Source organism: Clavibacter sp. CT19 (genome assembly GCF_027858075.1).
Lineage (GTDB): Bacteria > Actinomycetota > Actinomycetes > Actinomycetales > Microbacteriaceae > Clavibacter > Clavibacter tessellarius_A.
Map to the genome: position 1 here is coordinate 233,490 of NZ_JAQHYR010000001.1, position 14,553 is coordinate 248,042.

Consider the following 14,553-nt stretch of genomic DNA (forward strand, 5'->3'; position numbering starts at 1 on the left):
ATGCGACGCGGGGAGCGGCCGCGGTGGCCGCTGCGCCGCGCGAGGGGACGACGGGCGATGCGTCCGCTGCTCGCGGGCATCGCCGCGGTCATCGTGGTCGTCTCGGTGGTGGTGGGGATGCGGCAGGCCGCGTCCGGGCCGGACGGGGACGGCGGACCGCTGTCGGCGGAGGTGGACGACGGCGCCGTCGTGGATGTCCTGGCCCGAGCGGGCCTCGTCCGCGACGGGCGGATCGACGTGGCCGCCGTGCGCGCCATGACCGACGCGCTCGACCCGGATCCGCACGTGCGGGACCCGCGATACGACCGGGACGCGTTCGGCCCCGCGTGGGCCGACGCCGACGGCAACGGCTGCGACCAGCGGGACGACGTCCTCTCCCGCGACCTCGTCGACGTGCGGGTCTCGGCCTCCGATGCGTGCACGGTGGTCTCGGGGCACCTGCACGACGTCTACACGGGCCGCGGCATCGACTTCGTCCGCGGTGCGCGCACGAGCGCCGCGGTGCAGATCGACCACTTCGTCCCGCTCTCCTGGGCGTGGCAGCACGGCGCGTGGGCCTGGTCGGATGCCCGACGGGAGCGGTTGGCCACGGACCTCGACGAGCTGCAGGCGGTCGACGGCCCCACCAACCAGGAGAAGTCGGACCAGGGTCCCGCCACCTGGCTGCCGCCCGACACCGCGTACCGGTGCCTGTACGTCACGCGCTTCGCGTTCGTCGTCAGCCGGTACCGGCTGAGCATCGACGACCAGGACCGGGCGGCGATCGACCGCGTGCTCGGCGCGTGCTCGTGACGCGGGCGGTCGCGTACGTGCCCGTCGCCGTCTCGGTCGGGCGCGCGTCCACGCCCCGATCCGGTGGCCGAGCCCAGCGGCGTCGGTGCTCGCGCGTACGCTCGGGACGACGCGGCCGGGCGTCGCCGCGGCCAGCCGGTCGGCGGCGGGCGATGCCGAGGGGATCCGCATGTGGAGCAAGCAGAGCGGCGACGCGAGCGGGGCCATCAGCCCGGTGCCGGAGCACCCGCACGCGCATCCCGTGCGGGGCGCGTGGCTCGTGCGCGTGGGTGACGGGCCGGCGCTCGGCTGGGTCCTGCGTCTCCGCGCCGACCTCGCGGATCCCTTCTCCTACGAGGTGTACGCGTGCGGGCTCGGAGCCGACGGCCTGCGGGTGTGGGTCGCGCGACGCACGTCCCTCAACGCCGCGGTCGCCTGGGTCGTGCAGCACGACCGCGAGCTCCTGGCGTTCTCCGCGCGGCTGCGCCCGGATCCGCTGCAGCCGGCGGGACGCGGCGGGAGATCCTCGGCCGACGGTCGCCCCGACGAGCACGATGAGGCCGTCGCGACGGACACGGACCGTGACGCCGCGCCTGACGCCCCGGCACACGACGACGCCGCCGCCCCCGGGGCGGGGGACGGCGGCGTCGGGACGCGCTGAGCGGAGCGCGTCAGCGCGTGCGCTGGTTCGCGGCGTCGCGCCCCGTGATGGGGAACGGGCCGGTGACGCCCTCGCGGAGGCGGGCGATCTCGAGGATCCGGTCGCGCTGCAGGTACCAGCCGACGACCAGCAGCGGGATGATGATCACGAGGGACGCGACCGTGAGCGTGCCGATCGGCCAGTCGATCGCCATCAGCACGAGCACGCTCACGAGGAACGCGAGCGTCAGCCACGAGGTGACGGGCGCGCCCGGCATGCGGAACGTCGGCTCCTTGGCCTTGCCCTGCTTCGCCCAGGTGCGCAGGCGCATCTGGCAGAGGATGATCGTGCCCCAGCCCGCGACGATGCCGAGGGCGGCGACGTTCAGCACGATCTCGAAGGCCTGCTTCGGCACCAGGGCGTTGAGGCCCACGCCGAGCAGCGTGATGGAGCCGGTGAGCAGGATCCCGCCGAACGGCACCCCGCCCTTGGTCATGACGGTCGTGAACTTCGGGGCGGAGCCCGCCATGCCCATGGAGTGCAGCACGCGGCCGGTGCTGTAGAGGCCCGCGTTGAGGCTCGACATGGCGGCGGTGAGGACCACGAAGTTCATCACCGAGCCGGCGATCGCGCCGACCTGCGGGGAGCCGAGGCTGGAGAAGAACGTGACGAACGGGCTCTGGTCGGCGCTGTACGCCGTGTACGGGAGCAGCAGCGAGAGCAGCACGACGGATCCGACGTAGAAGATCGCGATGCGGAAGACGACCGAGTTGATGGCGCGGGGGATGACTCGCTCCACGTCCTGCGTCTCGCCGCTCGCGGTGCCCACGAGCTCGATCGCCGCGTAGGCGAAGACGACGCCCTGCACGACGAGCACGACCGGGACGAGGCCCTGCGGGAAGACGCCGCCGTTCTGCTGCAGCACGGTCCAGCCGGTCTGCACCTCGGCGCCGCCGACCGTGACGGGGAAGCTCCAGGCGAGCCAGACGATGCCGACGACCAGGAAGATCACGAGGGCCGCGACCTTCACGAGCGCGAACCAGAACTCCATCTCGCCGAAGACCTTCACGGCGACCAGGTTGAGCATGAGCACGATGACGAGGGCGATGAGGGCGAGGAGCCACTGGGGCGCCGCCGTGAACGCGGACCAGTAGTGCATGTAGAGGGCGACGGCCGTGACGTCGACGATGGCGGTGGTCGCCCAGTTGAGGAAGTACATCCACCCGGCGGCGTAGGCGAACTTCTCGCCGTAGAACTCGCGGGCGTAGGAGATGAACGAGCCGGAGCTCGGACGGTGCAGCACGAGCTCGCCGAGCGCGCGCAGGATGAAGAAGGCGAAGACGCCGCAGATGAGGAACACGATGGCGAGGGCGGGGCCCGCGGAGGCGAGGCGGCCGCCGGCACCGAGGAACAGGCCCGTGCCGATCGCGCCGCCGATGGCGATCATCTGGAGCTGGCGGGGCTTGAGGCCGTGCTGGTAGCCCTCCTGCTCGTGGCTGAAGTCCTGGGCCACGAACCCGGGACCGGGATCGGGCGGGACGGTGCTGCGGTCGCTCTCGCTTCGTGTCATCCGAATACGGTAGTGGTCCGGGGCATTCGCCCTGACACCCGCGTCGATCGACTTCCGCGGGGTGCATCACCTGTGATAGACGCCGAGGAGGCGCGGATGGCACGCATGGACGGCTCCCGACGACGGATGCGGTCGCGGACGGCGGCGCTCGCCGCGGTCGCGGGCGTGCTGCTCGTGGCCGGCTGCACCGCGGATCCCGGAGCGCAGGGCACGGCGACCCCCGCGGCGAGCCCGACCGCGGGAGCGGACGCAGGCGCCGACGCGGGCGCCGGCGTGACGGGCTCGCCCGCCCCGGATCCGACCGTCACCCGCGCGCCCGGCCCGCCCACCGAGGCGGAGCTCGCCACGTGCTCCACGCTGGCGCAGGTGCTGCCCGACTCCACGAAGCTCGTGCAGGCGCTCGGCGACGGGAAGCCGGTCGACCCGACGATCCTCGATCGCGTGAAGCAGGGCGACGCCTCGCTCGCCGGCATGGCGCCGGAGAACATGAAGCCGCTGGTATCCGCGTTCTCGACCATCGTCGACCAGCTCGACGCGCTGCGCTCGGGCGCCGACACCGACGGCGCGTCGCTCGACACCGGGCAGTACCTCCGGTCGGTCGGCGCGTTCCTCGACTACTGCCTCGACGACGTCGGCTACGTGCCGCCGACGACGTCGCCGTCGCCCGCGCCCTAGCGTCCCGCGCCGGAGCCCCTAGGTGCGCCGGGCGACGGCCTCGTCCGCCTCGATGTCCTCGCGCGCGTCCTCGCGGCGGTCGCGACCGTCGCCGTCGTGCGTGACGAGGAGGTGCGGCGTGCGGCGGATCCGGTACGAGATGCGCAGGTGCCGGTGCAGGACCAGCCACGCGATCGCGATGACCGCGGAGACGAGGCCGGACGCCGCGCCCACCATGAGCGCCGTGCGCGGGCCCCACGTGTTGGCGACCCAGCCGACGACCGGGGCGCCGAGCGGGGTGCCGCCCACGAAGATCGCCATGTAGACCGCCATCACACGGCCCCGCATGCGCGGCTCGACGGTGAGCTGCACCGTGCTGTTCGCGCTCGTCATGAGGGTCTGCGAGACGACGCCGACGATCACGAGGGCGCCCGCGAAGAGCAGGTACGTGGGCGCGATCGCGGCCAGCGCCGTCGCGATGCCGAAGAGCGCGGCGCCGACGAAGACGAGGCGGATGCGGGGCCGCTCGCGGCGGGCCGACAGGAGCGCGCCCGCGACGGATCCCACCGCGAGGCTCGACGACAGGAGGCCGAACTCCGTCGCGCCCTTGCCGAACTCGACGCTCGCCATGGTGGAGGTGAAGATCGGGAAGTTGTAGCCGAAGGCGCCGACGAGGAAGACGATCACGAGGATCACCATGATGTCGGGACGCCCGCCGATGTAGCGGAAGCCCTCGCGCAGCTGGCCGCGGGACCGGGCGACGCGCTCGGGGCGGCGGAGCTCGCCGACGCGGAGGCGCGTGAGGGCGAACAGCACCGCGATGAAGCTCACGGCGTTGATGAGGAACACCCAGCCGGTCCCGACCCCGGCGATGAGGACGCCCGCGACGGCCGGGCCGATCATCCGCGCGGCGCTGAACGACGCCGAGTTGAGGGCGACGGCGTTGGAGAGGTCGTCGTCGGAGACGAGCTCGGAGACGAAGGACTGCCGGGCGGGTGCGTCGAGCGCGGACGCGATCCCGAGGAGGAGGGCGAAGAGGTACACGTGCCAGAGCTCGGCGCGACCGGAGAGCACGATGAGGCCGAGGCCCAGCCCGAGGACCGCCATGGAGCCCTGCGTGATCATGAGCACGCGGCGCTTGTCGTAGCGGTCGGCGATGAGGCCGGCGTAGGGGGAGAGCAGCAGCATCGGGCCGAACTGGAGGGCCATGACGATGCCGACCGCGGTGGCGTCGTAGCGGGTGAGCTCGGTGAGGACGATCCAGTCCTGGGCGGTGCGCTGCATCCACGTGCCGACGTTGGAGACGAGGGCGCCCGCGAACCAGATGCGGTAGTTCGGCGCGCGGAGGCTGCGGAAGACGGCGCTCACGCGGAGGCCATCCGGCCGAGGAGGACGGCGGCGTCGGCGAGCGTGGCGCGCTCCTCGGCCGTGAGCTCGGCGAGGCGGAGGGACAGCCAGGCGCTCCGCTGGCGGCGGGTCTCCTGCACGACGCGGCGGCCCTCGTCGGTGACGGAGACGGTGACGCGCCGGCCGTCGTCCGGCGCGGGGGAGCGCTCCGCGTAGCCGGCCGACACGAGGCAGTTCACCGTGCGGTTCATGCTCGGCGCGGACACGCGCTCGATCTCGGCGAGGCGGCCGGGACTCGCGGGCCCGTCGCGGAGGAGGAGGGCGAGCACCACGAACTGGCTGTCGCCGAGCTCGTGGTCGGCCTTCTCGGCGCGCAGGCGGCGCGAGAGGCGCATCACGCCGGCGCGGAGGCTCTGGCTGAGGTCGGGGGAGTCGGGCACCTGCTTAGGCTAGCTCATTAGACACGCTAACGAAACGACGCGGGATGACGGGATCCTGCGAGGAGGGGCGATCCGGACACGACCGGGGGCGACGCGGGTCCGTCCGGGCAGGATGGGACCACGCCGCGGCACGCGGCGCCCGCGACGACGCGGGCGCCCGCCGCGGGACCAGAGGAGGCACGCATGACGCACCACGACGGCACGGAGCACGCGCACGACGACGCGACGACCGGCGACGCGACGCCCGACGACGGGGCGGGGCTCGGCGGCGAGGGCACGATCCCGGCGGGCGCCACCGGCGTCGCGGCCGGGCACGACGGCGGGAACGACCACTTCGAGCCCGAGGAGGACACCCCGCACCGCACCGACGAGGACGGTGCGGACGCGACGGCCTGATCCGCCCGCCCGTGTCGCCGCGCCCGACCGCTCCCGCGGGATCGGTCGGGCGCTCCGTCCACGTGGCCGGCCCGCGCGGGAGCGGCACGGCGTCCGCGTAGCCTGGATCCCCGTGGACACCGCGACCAATCCCCTCGACGGCACGCGCATCGCCTACCGGGTGTTCGGCGCCCGGCCCGGCGACGAGGATCCGCGCGACCCGGCGCACGCGCCCGTCGCGCTCGTCCACGGGACGGCCCTCTCGCAGGCGATCTGGCGCGGCTTCGGCTGGGTGCGCGGCCTGTCGCCCGAGCGTCCCGTGATCACGCTCGACCTCCGCGGGCACGGCCGCAGCGGCACGCCGCACGAGCCCGCCGCCTACGCGATGGACCTCATGGTCGCCGACGTCGTGGCCGTGCTCGACGCGGCGGGCGTCGACGCCGTCCACCACGTGGGTTACAGCCTCGGCGCCCGCGTCGGCTTCTCGCTCGCCGCCGCGCACCCGGAGCGGCTGCTCTCCACCTCCAGCCTCGGCGGATCCCCGCGCAGCGGCGTCGGCGTCTTCGACCGCGTGTTCTTCCCGGGCTGCATCGAGGCACTGGAGGCGGGCGGGATGCCGGGGTTCCTCGACGCGTGGGAGCGCCACAGCGGGCACCCGGTCGACGCCGCGACGCGCGGGGCCTTCCTCGCCGACGACGCCCGGGCGCTCGCCGCCTACATGCGCGAGTCGGAGCGGGACGCGGGGGTGCCGGACGCGGTGGTCGCGGGATCCGCCGTGCCGCTGCTCCTCGTGGCGGGCACGCGCGATCCGGAGCGCCTCCGGGCCGCGCACCACGTGCACGCGCTCCGCCCGGACGCGCCGCTCGTCGAGCTCGACGGCGCGACCCACGCGGACACGCCGCGCCACCCGGACGCGCTGCCCGCGGTCGCGCGCTTCCTCGCATCCATCGCGTAGACCGCGAGGTCGACCCGCCCGGCGGTCGACCGCCCGCCGGTCGGCGGATCAGGCGGCCGGCTCGGCTCCGCGCGCGGCCTCCGCGTGCGCGAGCGCGGCGTTGCCCGCCTGGTGCGCGCGGTCGAGCTCGTCGGGGTGCGCCGCCGCGGCGGCCTCCAGGGCGTCCGCGGCGCGCACGAGCGCCAGGTGCGACAGGGCCTGCGGCACGTTGCCCGCCTGGCGACGCTGGACGGGGTCGTACTCCTCCGACAGGAGCCCCACGTCGTTGCTGAGCCCGACGAGCCGCTCCATGAGCTCGCGCCCGTCGGCCTCCCGGCCCGAGCGCGCGTACTGCTCGACGAGCCAGAACGAGCACGCGAGGAACGGGTTCTCGCCCGCGGGCAGGCCGTCGACGCCCGCGCTCGTGTCGTAGCGGAGCAGGAAGCCCTCGTGCATGAGGGTCCGCTCCATCGCGTCGACCGTGGCGAGCATGTGCGGATCGTCGTAGGCGCAGAACCCGGCCTGGGCGAGGATCAGCAGCGACGCGTCGACCTCGGTCGTGCCGTAGTGCTGGCGGAAGGCGCCGGTGGCGGGATCCACGCCCCGGTCGAGGATCTCGTCGCGCACCCGGTCGCGCAGCGTGCGCCACTGCTCCACCGGTCCGTCGAGGCCGTGCCGCTCGACGCCCTGCACGGCCGCGTCGAGCGCGGCCCAGATCATCGCGCGCGAGTGCGTGAAGTGCTGCTCGGCGCCGCGGATCTCCCAGATGCCGCTGTCCTGCCGCTCCCAGTTCTCCTCGACGTAGCCGATGAGGGCGCGCTGCAGGGGCCACGAGAACTCGGTCTCGCCGACGCCCGCATCGCGCGCGGCCTGGAGCGCCATCATCACCTCGCCGATGACGTCGGCCTGGTACTGCTCGAACGCGCCGTTGCCGACGCGCACGGGGCCGGAGCCCTCGTAGCCCGGCAGGCTCTCCAGGTCGCGCTCGGGGAGGTAGCGCTCGCCGCTCAGCCCGTACATGATCTGCACGTCGCCCGGATCCCCGGCGATCGCCCGCAGGAGCCACGTGCGCCACTCGTCGGCCTCGTCGTCGAAGCCGTGCGCGAGCAGCACCTCGAGGGTGAGGGACGCGTCGCGCAGCCACACGTAGCGGTAGTCCCAGTTCCGCGGGCCGCCGAACTGCTCGGGGAGGCTCGTGGTCGCGGCGGCGACGATGCCGCCGGTGTCCTCGTGGGTGAGCGCGCGGAGCACGAGGAGGGATCGGCGGACCGCGGCCTGGTGCGGGCCGGCGTGCTCGATGGAGCTCGCCCAGCTCTCCCACCACTCGGTCGTGTGCTCGAGCGCGGCGTCGACGTCGAAGGCGGGCGGCTCGCTGCGGTGCGAGGGGTACCAGGTGAGCGTGAGGTCGACGGTCTCGCCGGCCCGCACCTCGAAGCCCACGCCGTGGTGGTGGTTCGTGGCGGTGAGCTCGGGGCCGCGGACGACGACCGCGTCGGGACCGGCCACGGCGACGAGGCGCGGGTCGCCGTCGTCGAGCTTGCGGATCCACGGCAGCGCGGTCGCGTAGCCGAAGCGCAGGCGGAGGTCTCCCTGCATGCGGACGGTGCCGCTGATGCCGCGGACGCGTCGCACGACGTCGGCCCGGCGGTTGCCCATCGACATGAAGTCGGTGACCTCGACGGCGCCCTCGGGCGTCTCCCACCGGGTCCAGAGCACGAAGGTGTTGCCGAGGTAGGTGCGCATCGAGACCGAGGCCTCGGGGTGCGCGGGGGCGAGGCGCCAGGACCCGTGCTCGTCCGTGCCGAGGAGCGCCCCGAACATGGACGCGGAGTCGAAGCGCGGCAGGCACAGCCAGTCGATGGAGCCGTCCCGCCCGACCAGCGCTCCCGTGTGGCAGTCCCCGATGAGTGCGTAGTCCTCGATGCGCATGGCCATGGCCCATCGTCCCATGTGCCGCCTGTCGATCCCGTCCGCCCCGCGTACCCTGGCCGCATGCCCGCGACCTCCACGCTCCTCATCCTCGGCGCCAGCGGCGACCTCTCCGCGCGCCTCCTCCTCCCCGGCCTCGGCGAGCTCCTCGCGCACCGGCCCGACCTCGACCTGCAGCTCGTCGGCGCGGGCACGGAGGACTGGGACGACGACCGCTGGCGCGACGTCGTCCGCACCTCGTTCGCCTCGCTCGGCGCGGAGGGCCCGGCGGTCGACCGCGTGCTGGCGGGCACGACCTACCTCTCGGCCGACGTCACCGCCCAGGCCGACCTCGAGCGCCTGTTCGCGGCGTGCGATGCGGCCCCGGCCGTCTACTTCGCGCTGCCGCCGGCGGTCACCGAGAGGGCGTGCGAGGCCATGACCGGCATGACGCTGCCCGCGGGCACGTCGCTCTCGCTGGAGAAGCCGTTCGGCACCGACCTCGCGAGCGCCCAGGCGCTCAACCGGCTGCTCGCGACGCTCGTGCCCGAGGAGCGCACGCACCGGGTGGACCACTTCCTCGGCCGCTCCACCGTGCGGAACCTCCTCGGGCTGCGCTTCGCGAACCGGCTGCTCGAGCCGGTGTGGAACGCGCAGCACATCGCGAGCGTCGAGATCGTCTACGACGAGCAGCTCGCGCTCGAGGGCCGCGCCCGCTACTACGACACCGCGGGCGCCCTCACCGACATGATCCAGAGCCACCTGCTGCAGGTCATGGCCGTGTTCGCGATGGAGCCGCCGGCCACGACGGACGCGCGCGACATCCGCGACCAGAAGGCGCTCGTGCTCCGGGCCACCCGGCCCTTCGGCGGCGACCCGGTCGCCTCCTCCCGCCGGGCCCGCTACTCCGCGGGCGACGTGGAGGGCCGCGAGCTGCCGGCCTACGCCGACGAGGAGGGTGTGGATCCGTCGCGCGGCACGGAGACGCTCGCCGAGCTGACGGTCGAGATCGCGAACTGGCGCTGGGCCGGCGTGCCCTTCCGCCTCCGCTCCGGCAAGGCGATGCGGGACCACCGCCGCGAGATCGTCGTGACCTTCCAGCCCGCGCCGCACGTGCCCACGGGTCTCTCGGGCGCGGGGGAGCCGGACCGCATCCGGATCCTCCTCGCGCCCGACGAGCTGCACCTGGAGCTCAACGTCAACGGGCCGGCCGACCCCGACGTCATCGACCGGGCCGAGCTCGTGACCGCGTTCGACGCGGGCGACCTGCCGCCGTACGGCCAGGTGATCGACGGGATCATCTCGGAGGACGAGAGCCTCTCGGTGCGCGGCGACACGGCCGAGGAGTGCTGGCGCATCGTCGAGCCGGTGATCGCCGCCTGGCGCGCGGGCGACGTGCCGCTCGAGGAGTACCCGGCCGGATCCGCGGGGCCGTGGGACGGGCCGCAGGTGGCCCCGAGGGGCTGAGCTGTCGCCGACGGCCGTCCTGGCTAGGCGCTTCGCATCCCGCGCAGCAGCGCGGGCACGCGTCGGGGGTCGCCCGCGAGCTCGGCGAGCGTGCCGTCGAGCGGATCCTCGTCGAACACCGCGAGCTCGCGCGTCACCGCGTCCTCCCGGGCGGACTCCGCACGGGAGGGCGATGCGGCGGAGCCGGTCGCGCGCGCGTCCGTGAGCGGGAGGTCGGCTGCGGCCGGAGCGGCGCCGAGCGCGAGGGCGACGTCGCGGGCGATGTGCGCGGTCATCAGCTCGTCGAAGAACCCGGCCGTCGTGTCGGGCGTCCGGCGCACGAGCGCCCACGCGCCGTCGGGACCGAAGTGATGCGCGAGCGCCGCGTGCACGATCAGCGCGAGCGGCCGGAGGTCGGGATCCGCGTCGGCGGGGGAGACCGTGGCGTCCGCGGCCGCGTCGTGCGCCGGTGCCCCCGCCGGGGCTCCGGCCTCGTGCGCGGCGACGTGCGGCGGACGCCCCGGCCCGCCGTGCAGCCGGGCCGCGCTGGCGGCGAGCTCGCCGGTGGCGAGCGACGCGGACGGGCTCTCCGTCGGCGTCGACGCCGGCGCGTCGGCAGCGGGCGCGTCGGCAGCGGGCGCGTCGGCAGCGGGCGCGTCGGCAGCGGAGGCGCCGGTGCCGGACGCGCCGGTGCCGGCGGATCGTGCATCCGGCGCCGCGGGCGCGGCCTCGGTCGAGCGGGTCCTGCGCCTCAGCCATCGGAACATGATCCCGACCTCCCCGATCGCACCGCCGCGATCGGGATAATGATCGCCGCCGACACGCCCGGGCGTCCTCGCGACACGCCGAGCGGATCCGCATGGGGGCGCGGAGAGCGCGCCCCCGTCCCCGTCGACGGCCACGTCCCTCCCGGGCAGCGGCTGCAACACTGGATCCTCCCGGGACAGCGCGGTCCGCCCACCCGACCGGAGGATCCATGGACCTGCCCGCCCTGCTCGCCCAGCCCGCCGTGGCCGTGATCGTCACGCTGCTCGCGGCCGTGGCCGCCGCCCTGCTCGTCACCGCCGTCGTCGCCCTCGTCGTGCGGGTCATCGCCCGTCGCCGCGAGTGGGCGGCCCGGCTGGTGACGCGCGCCCGGCGCCCCTTCCGCGTGCTGCTCCTCGTCGTGGCGCTGTGGGTCGCGCTCCGTGCCTCCATCGCCCCGGGCGAGCTGCGCGACGGGCTCGACCACCTGCTGCACGTCGTGACGATCGTCGCGTCCGCCTGGCTCGTCTGCGCCCTGGCCATCTTCTTCGAGGACCTCGGGCTCAGCCGCTACCGCGTGGACGTCGCCGACAACCGCGTCGCGCGCCGGGTGCGCACGCAGGTGCTCATCATCCGCCGGCTCACCGTGGTCGCGATCGTCGTGGTCGCCGTCGGCGCGATCCTCCTCACCTTCCCCGGGGCGCGGACGGCGGGGGCATCCGTGCTCGCGTCCGCCGGCCTCGTGTCCATCGTCGCCGGCCTCGCGGCGCAGTCGACGCTCGCCAACGTCTTCGCGGGGATGCAGCTCGCCTTCAGCGACGCGATCCGGGTCGACGACGTGGTCATCGTGGAGAAGGAGTGGGGCCGCGTCGAGGAGATCACGCTCACCTACGTGGTGGTGCACATCTGGGACGACCGCCGCATGGTGCTGCCGTCCACCTACTTCACGACCACGCCGTTCCAGAACTGGACGCGCACGAAGTCCGAGCTGCTCGGGGCCGTGGAGCTCGACCTCGACTGGCGCGCGACCCCCGCGAGCATGCGCGAGGAGCTCGACCGCGTGCTCGCGACGACCGACCTCTGGGACGGCCGCGTCTCCGTGCTGCAGGTGACGGATGCGGTGGGCGGCTACGTGCGGATCCGCGTGCTCGTCTCGGCCGTGGACGCGCCGACGCTCTTCGACCTGCGCTGCCTCGTGCGCGAGCGCCTCGTGACGTTCCTGCACGAGAGCAGCCCGCAGTCGCTGCCGCGCACGCGCGTGCAGATGGTGGATCCGGGCGAGCACGAGGACGCATCCCGCGCGCGACGGCGGACCGCGGAAGCGGAGCCCACGGGCCTGTTCTCCGGCACGGCGCAGGGCGACTCGCGCGCGGGGCTGTTCACCGGACCGATCTCGACCGTACCGGCCGCCGAGCGCATCGACCTCGGGGTCGACGGGGACCGCTGGCGCACGCACGAGTGACGCGCACGCCCGGGGGCATGCGCGTCACGGTGCGGGGCGGCTAGTTGCCGAGCTGCCCGTCGCGGGAGTCCTCGATGACGGTGCCGACGGCGATCGCCATCGTGATGCCCCAGCTCAGCCACATGAGGCCGAGCTTCCAGTCGCGCGGACCCCGACGGGTCGTCTGGAGCGTGCTCCAGCCGCCGATGAGGGCGCTGAGGACGCTGCCGTTCAGGATGTACTTGCGCATGACACCTCCCAGTGTGCTTCCACGGTACCGGGATCCGGTCGCCGCGACCGCCGCCCGGCGCGCGCCGCCCCGCCGCCCTCCCGCCGCCGTCCCCTTTCCGCAGGCGGTGCGGGCTCCCGGCGCGCGATGAGTACAGTGATCGCGGATCAGACAGGAGGCGCCCGTGCGCACAGCCCTCATCGGGGTGGTGCTCCTCGTCGTCGGCGCCGTCGCCGTGGCCACCGGAGCCCTCCCGCTCGACGACCTCGGCGTGCTGTACGAGCGGGTCTGGCCGATCCTCCTCTTCGTCGTCGCGATCACGGTGGTCACCGAGCTCGCCAGCGAGGCGGGCCTGTTCACCTGGATCGCCGAGCGGGCCGCGGGCCTCGGCCGCGGCCGCACCTGGGCGTTGTGGCTCGCGACCGTCGTGCTCGCGTGCCTCTGCACGATCTTCCTGTCGCTCGACACCACGGCCGTGCTCCTCACGCCCGTGGTCGTCGTGCTCGCGCGCCACTGCGGGCTGCCGCCGCTCCCGTTCGCGCTCACCACGGTGTGGCTCGCGAACACGGCGTCGCTGCTCCTGCCCGTCTCGAACCTCACGAACCTGCTCGCGGAGCACGAGCTCGGCGGCCTCGGCCCGGCCGGCTTCGCGGCGCTCACGGTCGCGCCCGCCCTCGTCGCCATCGCCGTGCCCGTGCTCGCGATCCTCGTCATCCACCGCAAGGACCTCTTCACCCGCTACGAGGTGGGGGCGCCCTCGGCGCCGACCGACCGCGTGCTCCTCGTCGGCAGCGCCGTCGTGGTGGGGCTGCTCGTGCCGGCGCTCGTCTCGGGCGTCGAGGTGTGGATCCCGGCGCTCGCCGCGGCCGTCGTCCTCGCGATCCTCACGGCCGTCCGCCGCCCGCGGGTGCTCCGGCTGGGGCTCCTGCCGTGGCAGCTCGTCGTGTTCGCGTCCGGCCTCTTCATCGTGATGGAGGCTGCGCAGTCGCTCGGGCTCACCGCCGTCATGGCCGCGATCTCGGGCCAGGGCCAGGACGCCGCGTCGCTCTTCCGCCTGGCGGGCGTCGCGACGCTGAGCGCCAACGCGGTCGACAACCTGCCGGCCTACCTGGCGCTGGAGCCCGTCGCCGGATCCCCGGAGCGGCTCGTCGCGATCCTGGTGGGCGTCAACGCGGGTCCGCTCATCACGCCGTGGGCGTCGCTCGCGACCCTGCTCTGGCACGAGCGGCTCGTGAGCATGGGGGTGCACATCAAGTGGTCGCGGTACGTGCTGCTCGGCCTCGTGGTCGCGCCGCTCACCGTCGGCCTCGCGATGCTCGCGTTCGTGCTCATCCGCTGACCCGCCGTCCGGCCGTCCCGCCTGACAGGCGGCTGGCAGTCTGACCGATCGTGCAGGACCTGACCGATCGGTCGACCTAGGCTCGACGGGTGACCCGAACCCCCCGCGCCTCCGCCGGCGACGAGCTGCGGACGATCGCCGCCGCGCGCTTCGCCCGCGACGGCTTCCAGGCGACCTCGCTGCAGCAGATCGCCGACGAGGCGGGCTACTCGAAGTCGAGCGTGCTCTACCACTTCGCGTCCAAGGAGGCGCTGCTCGACGCCCTCCTGGAGCCCACGATCGACGCGCTCGCCGAGGTCATCGAGCGCGCCGACTCCATCCGCGGCGACGCGGACGCGAGGCGGCTCTTCGTCGAGCGCTTCATCGACTTCCTCCTGCTGCACCGGCACGAGGTGGCGCTGTTCATCACGCAGGGCCGGTCGCTCGGCCACCTCGCCGTGATCGAGCGCGCGAACGACCTCGTGCGCACGCTCGGCGAGACCGCCGGCGCCCTCGACAGCACGCTCGACCAGCTGCGCTTCGGCGTGGCCCTCGGCGGCGCGGCGTACATCCTCGCCGCGAGCGACGACTGGTCCACCAACGAGCCGCTGCCCGACGACGAGCTCCGGGCCGCTCTCGTCGTGGTCGTGGGGGAGCTCCTCGCCCCCCTCGGCGCCCGCTCCGCCTGATCCCCGCTCCGCCCGTCCCCCCCCCGCACCACCCTCCGAAGGAGAGC

At 74.2% G+C, this 14,553-nt stretch carries 15 protein-coding genes; 9 read left to right on the plus strand and 6 right to left on the minus strand.

Going from position 1 to position 14,553, the window contains the following annotated elements:
* Positions 1-57 precede the first annotated feature (57 nt).
* Together PED38_RS01005 and PED38_RS01010 are read left to right on the plus strand one after the other, a co-directional pair.
* Positions 58-792 carry an HNH endonuclease family protein gene (locus tag PED38_RS01005; RefSeq protein ID WP_333720429.1) on the plus strand — a complete coding sequence of 245 codons (735 nt, stop codon included), beginning with the start codon at positions 58-60 and terminating at the stop codon, positions 790-792.
* A 169-nt stretch (positions 793-961) separates the two neighbouring features.
* Positions 962-1,432, plus strand: coding sequence for a hypothetical protein (locus PED38_RS01010; RefSeq protein ID WP_270979193.1), 471 nt, complete (start codon positions 962-964; stop codon positions 1,430-1,432).
* Between the two features lie 10 nt (positions 1,433-1,442).
* Here the strand turns inward: PED38_RS01010 and PED38_RS01015 are convergent, their stop codons facing one another.
* Positions 1,443-2,981: an amino acid permease gene (locus tag PED38_RS01015; RefSeq protein WP_270979194.1), complete on the minus strand. Its 1,539-nt coding sequence runs from the start codon at positions 2,979-2,981 to the stop codon at positions 1,443-1,445.
* 96 nt (positions 2,982-3,077) lie between these two features.
* Here PED38_RS01015 and PED38_RS01020 point away from each other — a divergent pair, with 96 nt between their 5' ends.
* Positions 3,078-3,656 carry a hypothetical protein gene (locus PED38_RS01020; protein ID WP_270979196.1) on the plus strand — a complete coding sequence of 193 codons (579 nt, stop codon included), beginning with the start codon at positions 3,078-3,080 and terminating at the stop codon, positions 3,654-3,656.
* Positions 3,657-3,674: 18 nt separating this feature from the next.
* Here the strand turns inward: PED38_RS01020 and PED38_RS01025 are convergent, their stop codons facing one another.
* On the minus strand, positions 3,675-5,003 hold the full coding sequence (locus PED38_RS01025) for an MFS transporter (protein ID WP_270979197.1): 1,329 nt from the start codon (positions 5,001-5,003) through the stop codon (positions 3,675-3,677).
* On the minus strand, positions 5,000-5,422 hold the full coding sequence (locus PED38_RS01030) for a MarR family winged helix-turn-helix transcriptional regulator (protein WP_270979199.1): 423 nt from the start codon (positions 5,420-5,422) through the stop codon (positions 5,000-5,002). Before PED38_RS01030 ends, PED38_RS01025 begins: the two co-directional genes overlap by 4 nt.
* A gap of 183 nt (positions 5,423-5,605) precedes the next feature.
* Here PED38_RS01030 and PED38_RS01035 point away from each other — a divergent pair, with 183 nt between their 5' ends.
* Both PED38_RS01035 and PED38_RS01040 read left to right on the plus strand, forming a co-directional pair.
* Entirely contained in the window at positions 5,606-5,818 is a 213-nt protein-coding gene (locus PED38_RS01035; RefSeq protein ID WP_270979200.1) for a hypothetical protein, read from the plus strand.
* 112 nt (positions 5,819-5,930) lie between these two features.
* A complete protein-coding gene (locus tag PED38_RS01040) occupies positions 5,931-6,752 on the plus strand; it encodes an alpha/beta fold hydrolase (RefSeq protein WP_270979201.1) in 822 nt (273 codons plus the stop codon).
* A gap of 48 nt (positions 6,753-6,800) precedes the next feature.
* On the opposite strand, the gene PED38_RS01045 is transcribed toward PED38_RS01040, so the two are convergent.
* Complete coding sequence (locus PED38_RS01045; RefSeq protein ID WP_270979203.1) at positions 6,801-8,666, minus strand: glycoside hydrolase family 15 protein; 1,866 nt, start codon at positions 8,664-8,666, stop codon at positions 6,801-6,803.
* Between the two features lie 57 nt (positions 8,667-8,723).
* Here PED38_RS01045 and PED38_RS01050 point away from each other — a divergent pair, with 57 nt between their 5' ends.
* Complete coding sequence (locus PED38_RS01050; RefSeq protein ID WP_063072816.1) at positions 8,724-10,106, plus strand: glucose-6-phosphate dehydrogenase; 1,383 nt, start codon at positions 8,724-8,726, stop codon at positions 10,104-10,106.
* A 23-nt stretch (positions 10,107-10,129) separates the two neighbouring features.
* On the opposite strand, the gene PED38_RS01055 is transcribed toward PED38_RS01050, so the two are convergent.
* A complete protein-coding gene (locus PED38_RS01055; RefSeq protein ID WP_270979206.1) occupies positions 10,130-10,852 on the minus strand; it encodes a hypothetical protein in 723 nt (240 codons plus the stop codon).
* Between the two features lie 209 nt (positions 10,853-11,061).
* Between PED38_RS01055 and PED38_RS01060 the strand changes: the two genes are divergently transcribed.
* Positions 11,062-12,291 carry a mechanosensitive ion channel family protein gene (locus tag PED38_RS01060; RefSeq protein WP_063072950.1) on the plus strand — a complete coding sequence of 410 codons (1,230 nt, stop codon included), beginning with the start codon at positions 11,062-11,064 and terminating at the stop codon, positions 12,289-12,291.
* 40 nt (positions 12,292-12,331) lie between these two features.
* Here PED38_RS01060 and PED38_RS01065 read toward each other — a convergent pair whose 3' ends face one another.
* Positions 12,332-12,520, minus strand: coding sequence for a hypothetical protein (locus tag PED38_RS01065; protein ID WP_063072817.1), 189 nt, complete (start codon positions 12,518-12,520; stop codon positions 12,332-12,334).
* A gap of 163 nt (positions 12,521-12,683) precedes the next feature.
* Here PED38_RS01065 and PED38_RS01070 point away from each other — a divergent pair, with 163 nt between their 5' ends.
* Positions 12,684-13,838, plus strand: a complete 1,155-nt coding sequence (locus PED38_RS01070) for an SLC13 family permease (RefSeq protein WP_063072818.1) — start codon at positions 12,684-12,686, stop codon at positions 13,836-13,838.
* 89 nt (positions 13,839-13,927) lie between these two features.
* Positions 13,928-14,506: a TetR/AcrR family transcriptional regulator gene (locus PED38_RS01075; protein WP_063072819.1), complete on the plus strand. Its 579-nt coding sequence runs from the start codon at positions 13,928-13,930 to the stop codon at positions 14,504-14,506.
* Positions 14,507-14,553 lie beyond the last annotated feature (47 nt).

Excerpts from the sequence above, each read along its gene's own strand:
- PED38_RS01005 (WP_333720429.1), top strand. The coding sequence starts at position 58 with ATGCGTCCGCTGCTCGCGGGCATCGCCGCGGTCATCGTGGTCGTCTCG.
- PED38_RS01010 (WP_270979193.1), top strand. The coding sequence starts at position 962 with ATGTGGAGCAAGCAGAGCGGCGACGCGAGCGGGGCCATCAGCCCGGTG.
- PED38_RS01015 (WP_270979194.1), bottom strand. The coding sequence starts at position 2,981 with ATGACACGAAGCGAGAGCGACCGCAGCACCGTCCCGCCCGATCCCGGT.
- PED38_RS01020 (WP_270979196.1), top strand. The coding sequence starts at position 3,078 with ATGGCACGCATGGACGGCTCCCGACGACGGATGCGGTCGCGGACGGCG.
- PED38_RS01035 (WP_270979200.1), top strand. The coding sequence starts at position 5,606 with ATGACGCACCACGACGGCACGGAGCACGCGCACGACGACGCGACGACC.
- PED38_RS01045 (WP_270979203.1), bottom strand. The coding sequence starts at position 8,666 with ATGGCCATGCGCATCGAGGACTACGCACTCATCGGGGACTGCCACACG.
- PED38_RS01050 (WP_063072816.1), top strand. The coding sequence starts at position 8,724 with ATGCCCGCGACCTCCACGCTCCTCATCCTCGGCGCCAGCGGCGACCTC.
- PED38_RS01055 (WP_270979206.1), bottom strand. The coding sequence starts at position 10,852 with ATGTTCCGATGGCTGAGGCGCAGGACCCGCTCGACCGAGGCCGCGCCC.
- PED38_RS01060 (WP_063072950.1), top strand. The coding sequence starts at position 11,062 with ATGGACCTGCCCGCCCTGCTCGCCCAGCCCGCCGTGGCCGTGATCGTC.
- PED38_RS01065 (WP_063072817.1), bottom strand. The coding sequence starts at position 12,520 with ATGCGCAAGTACATCCTGAACGGCAGCGTCCTCAGCGCCCTCATCGGC.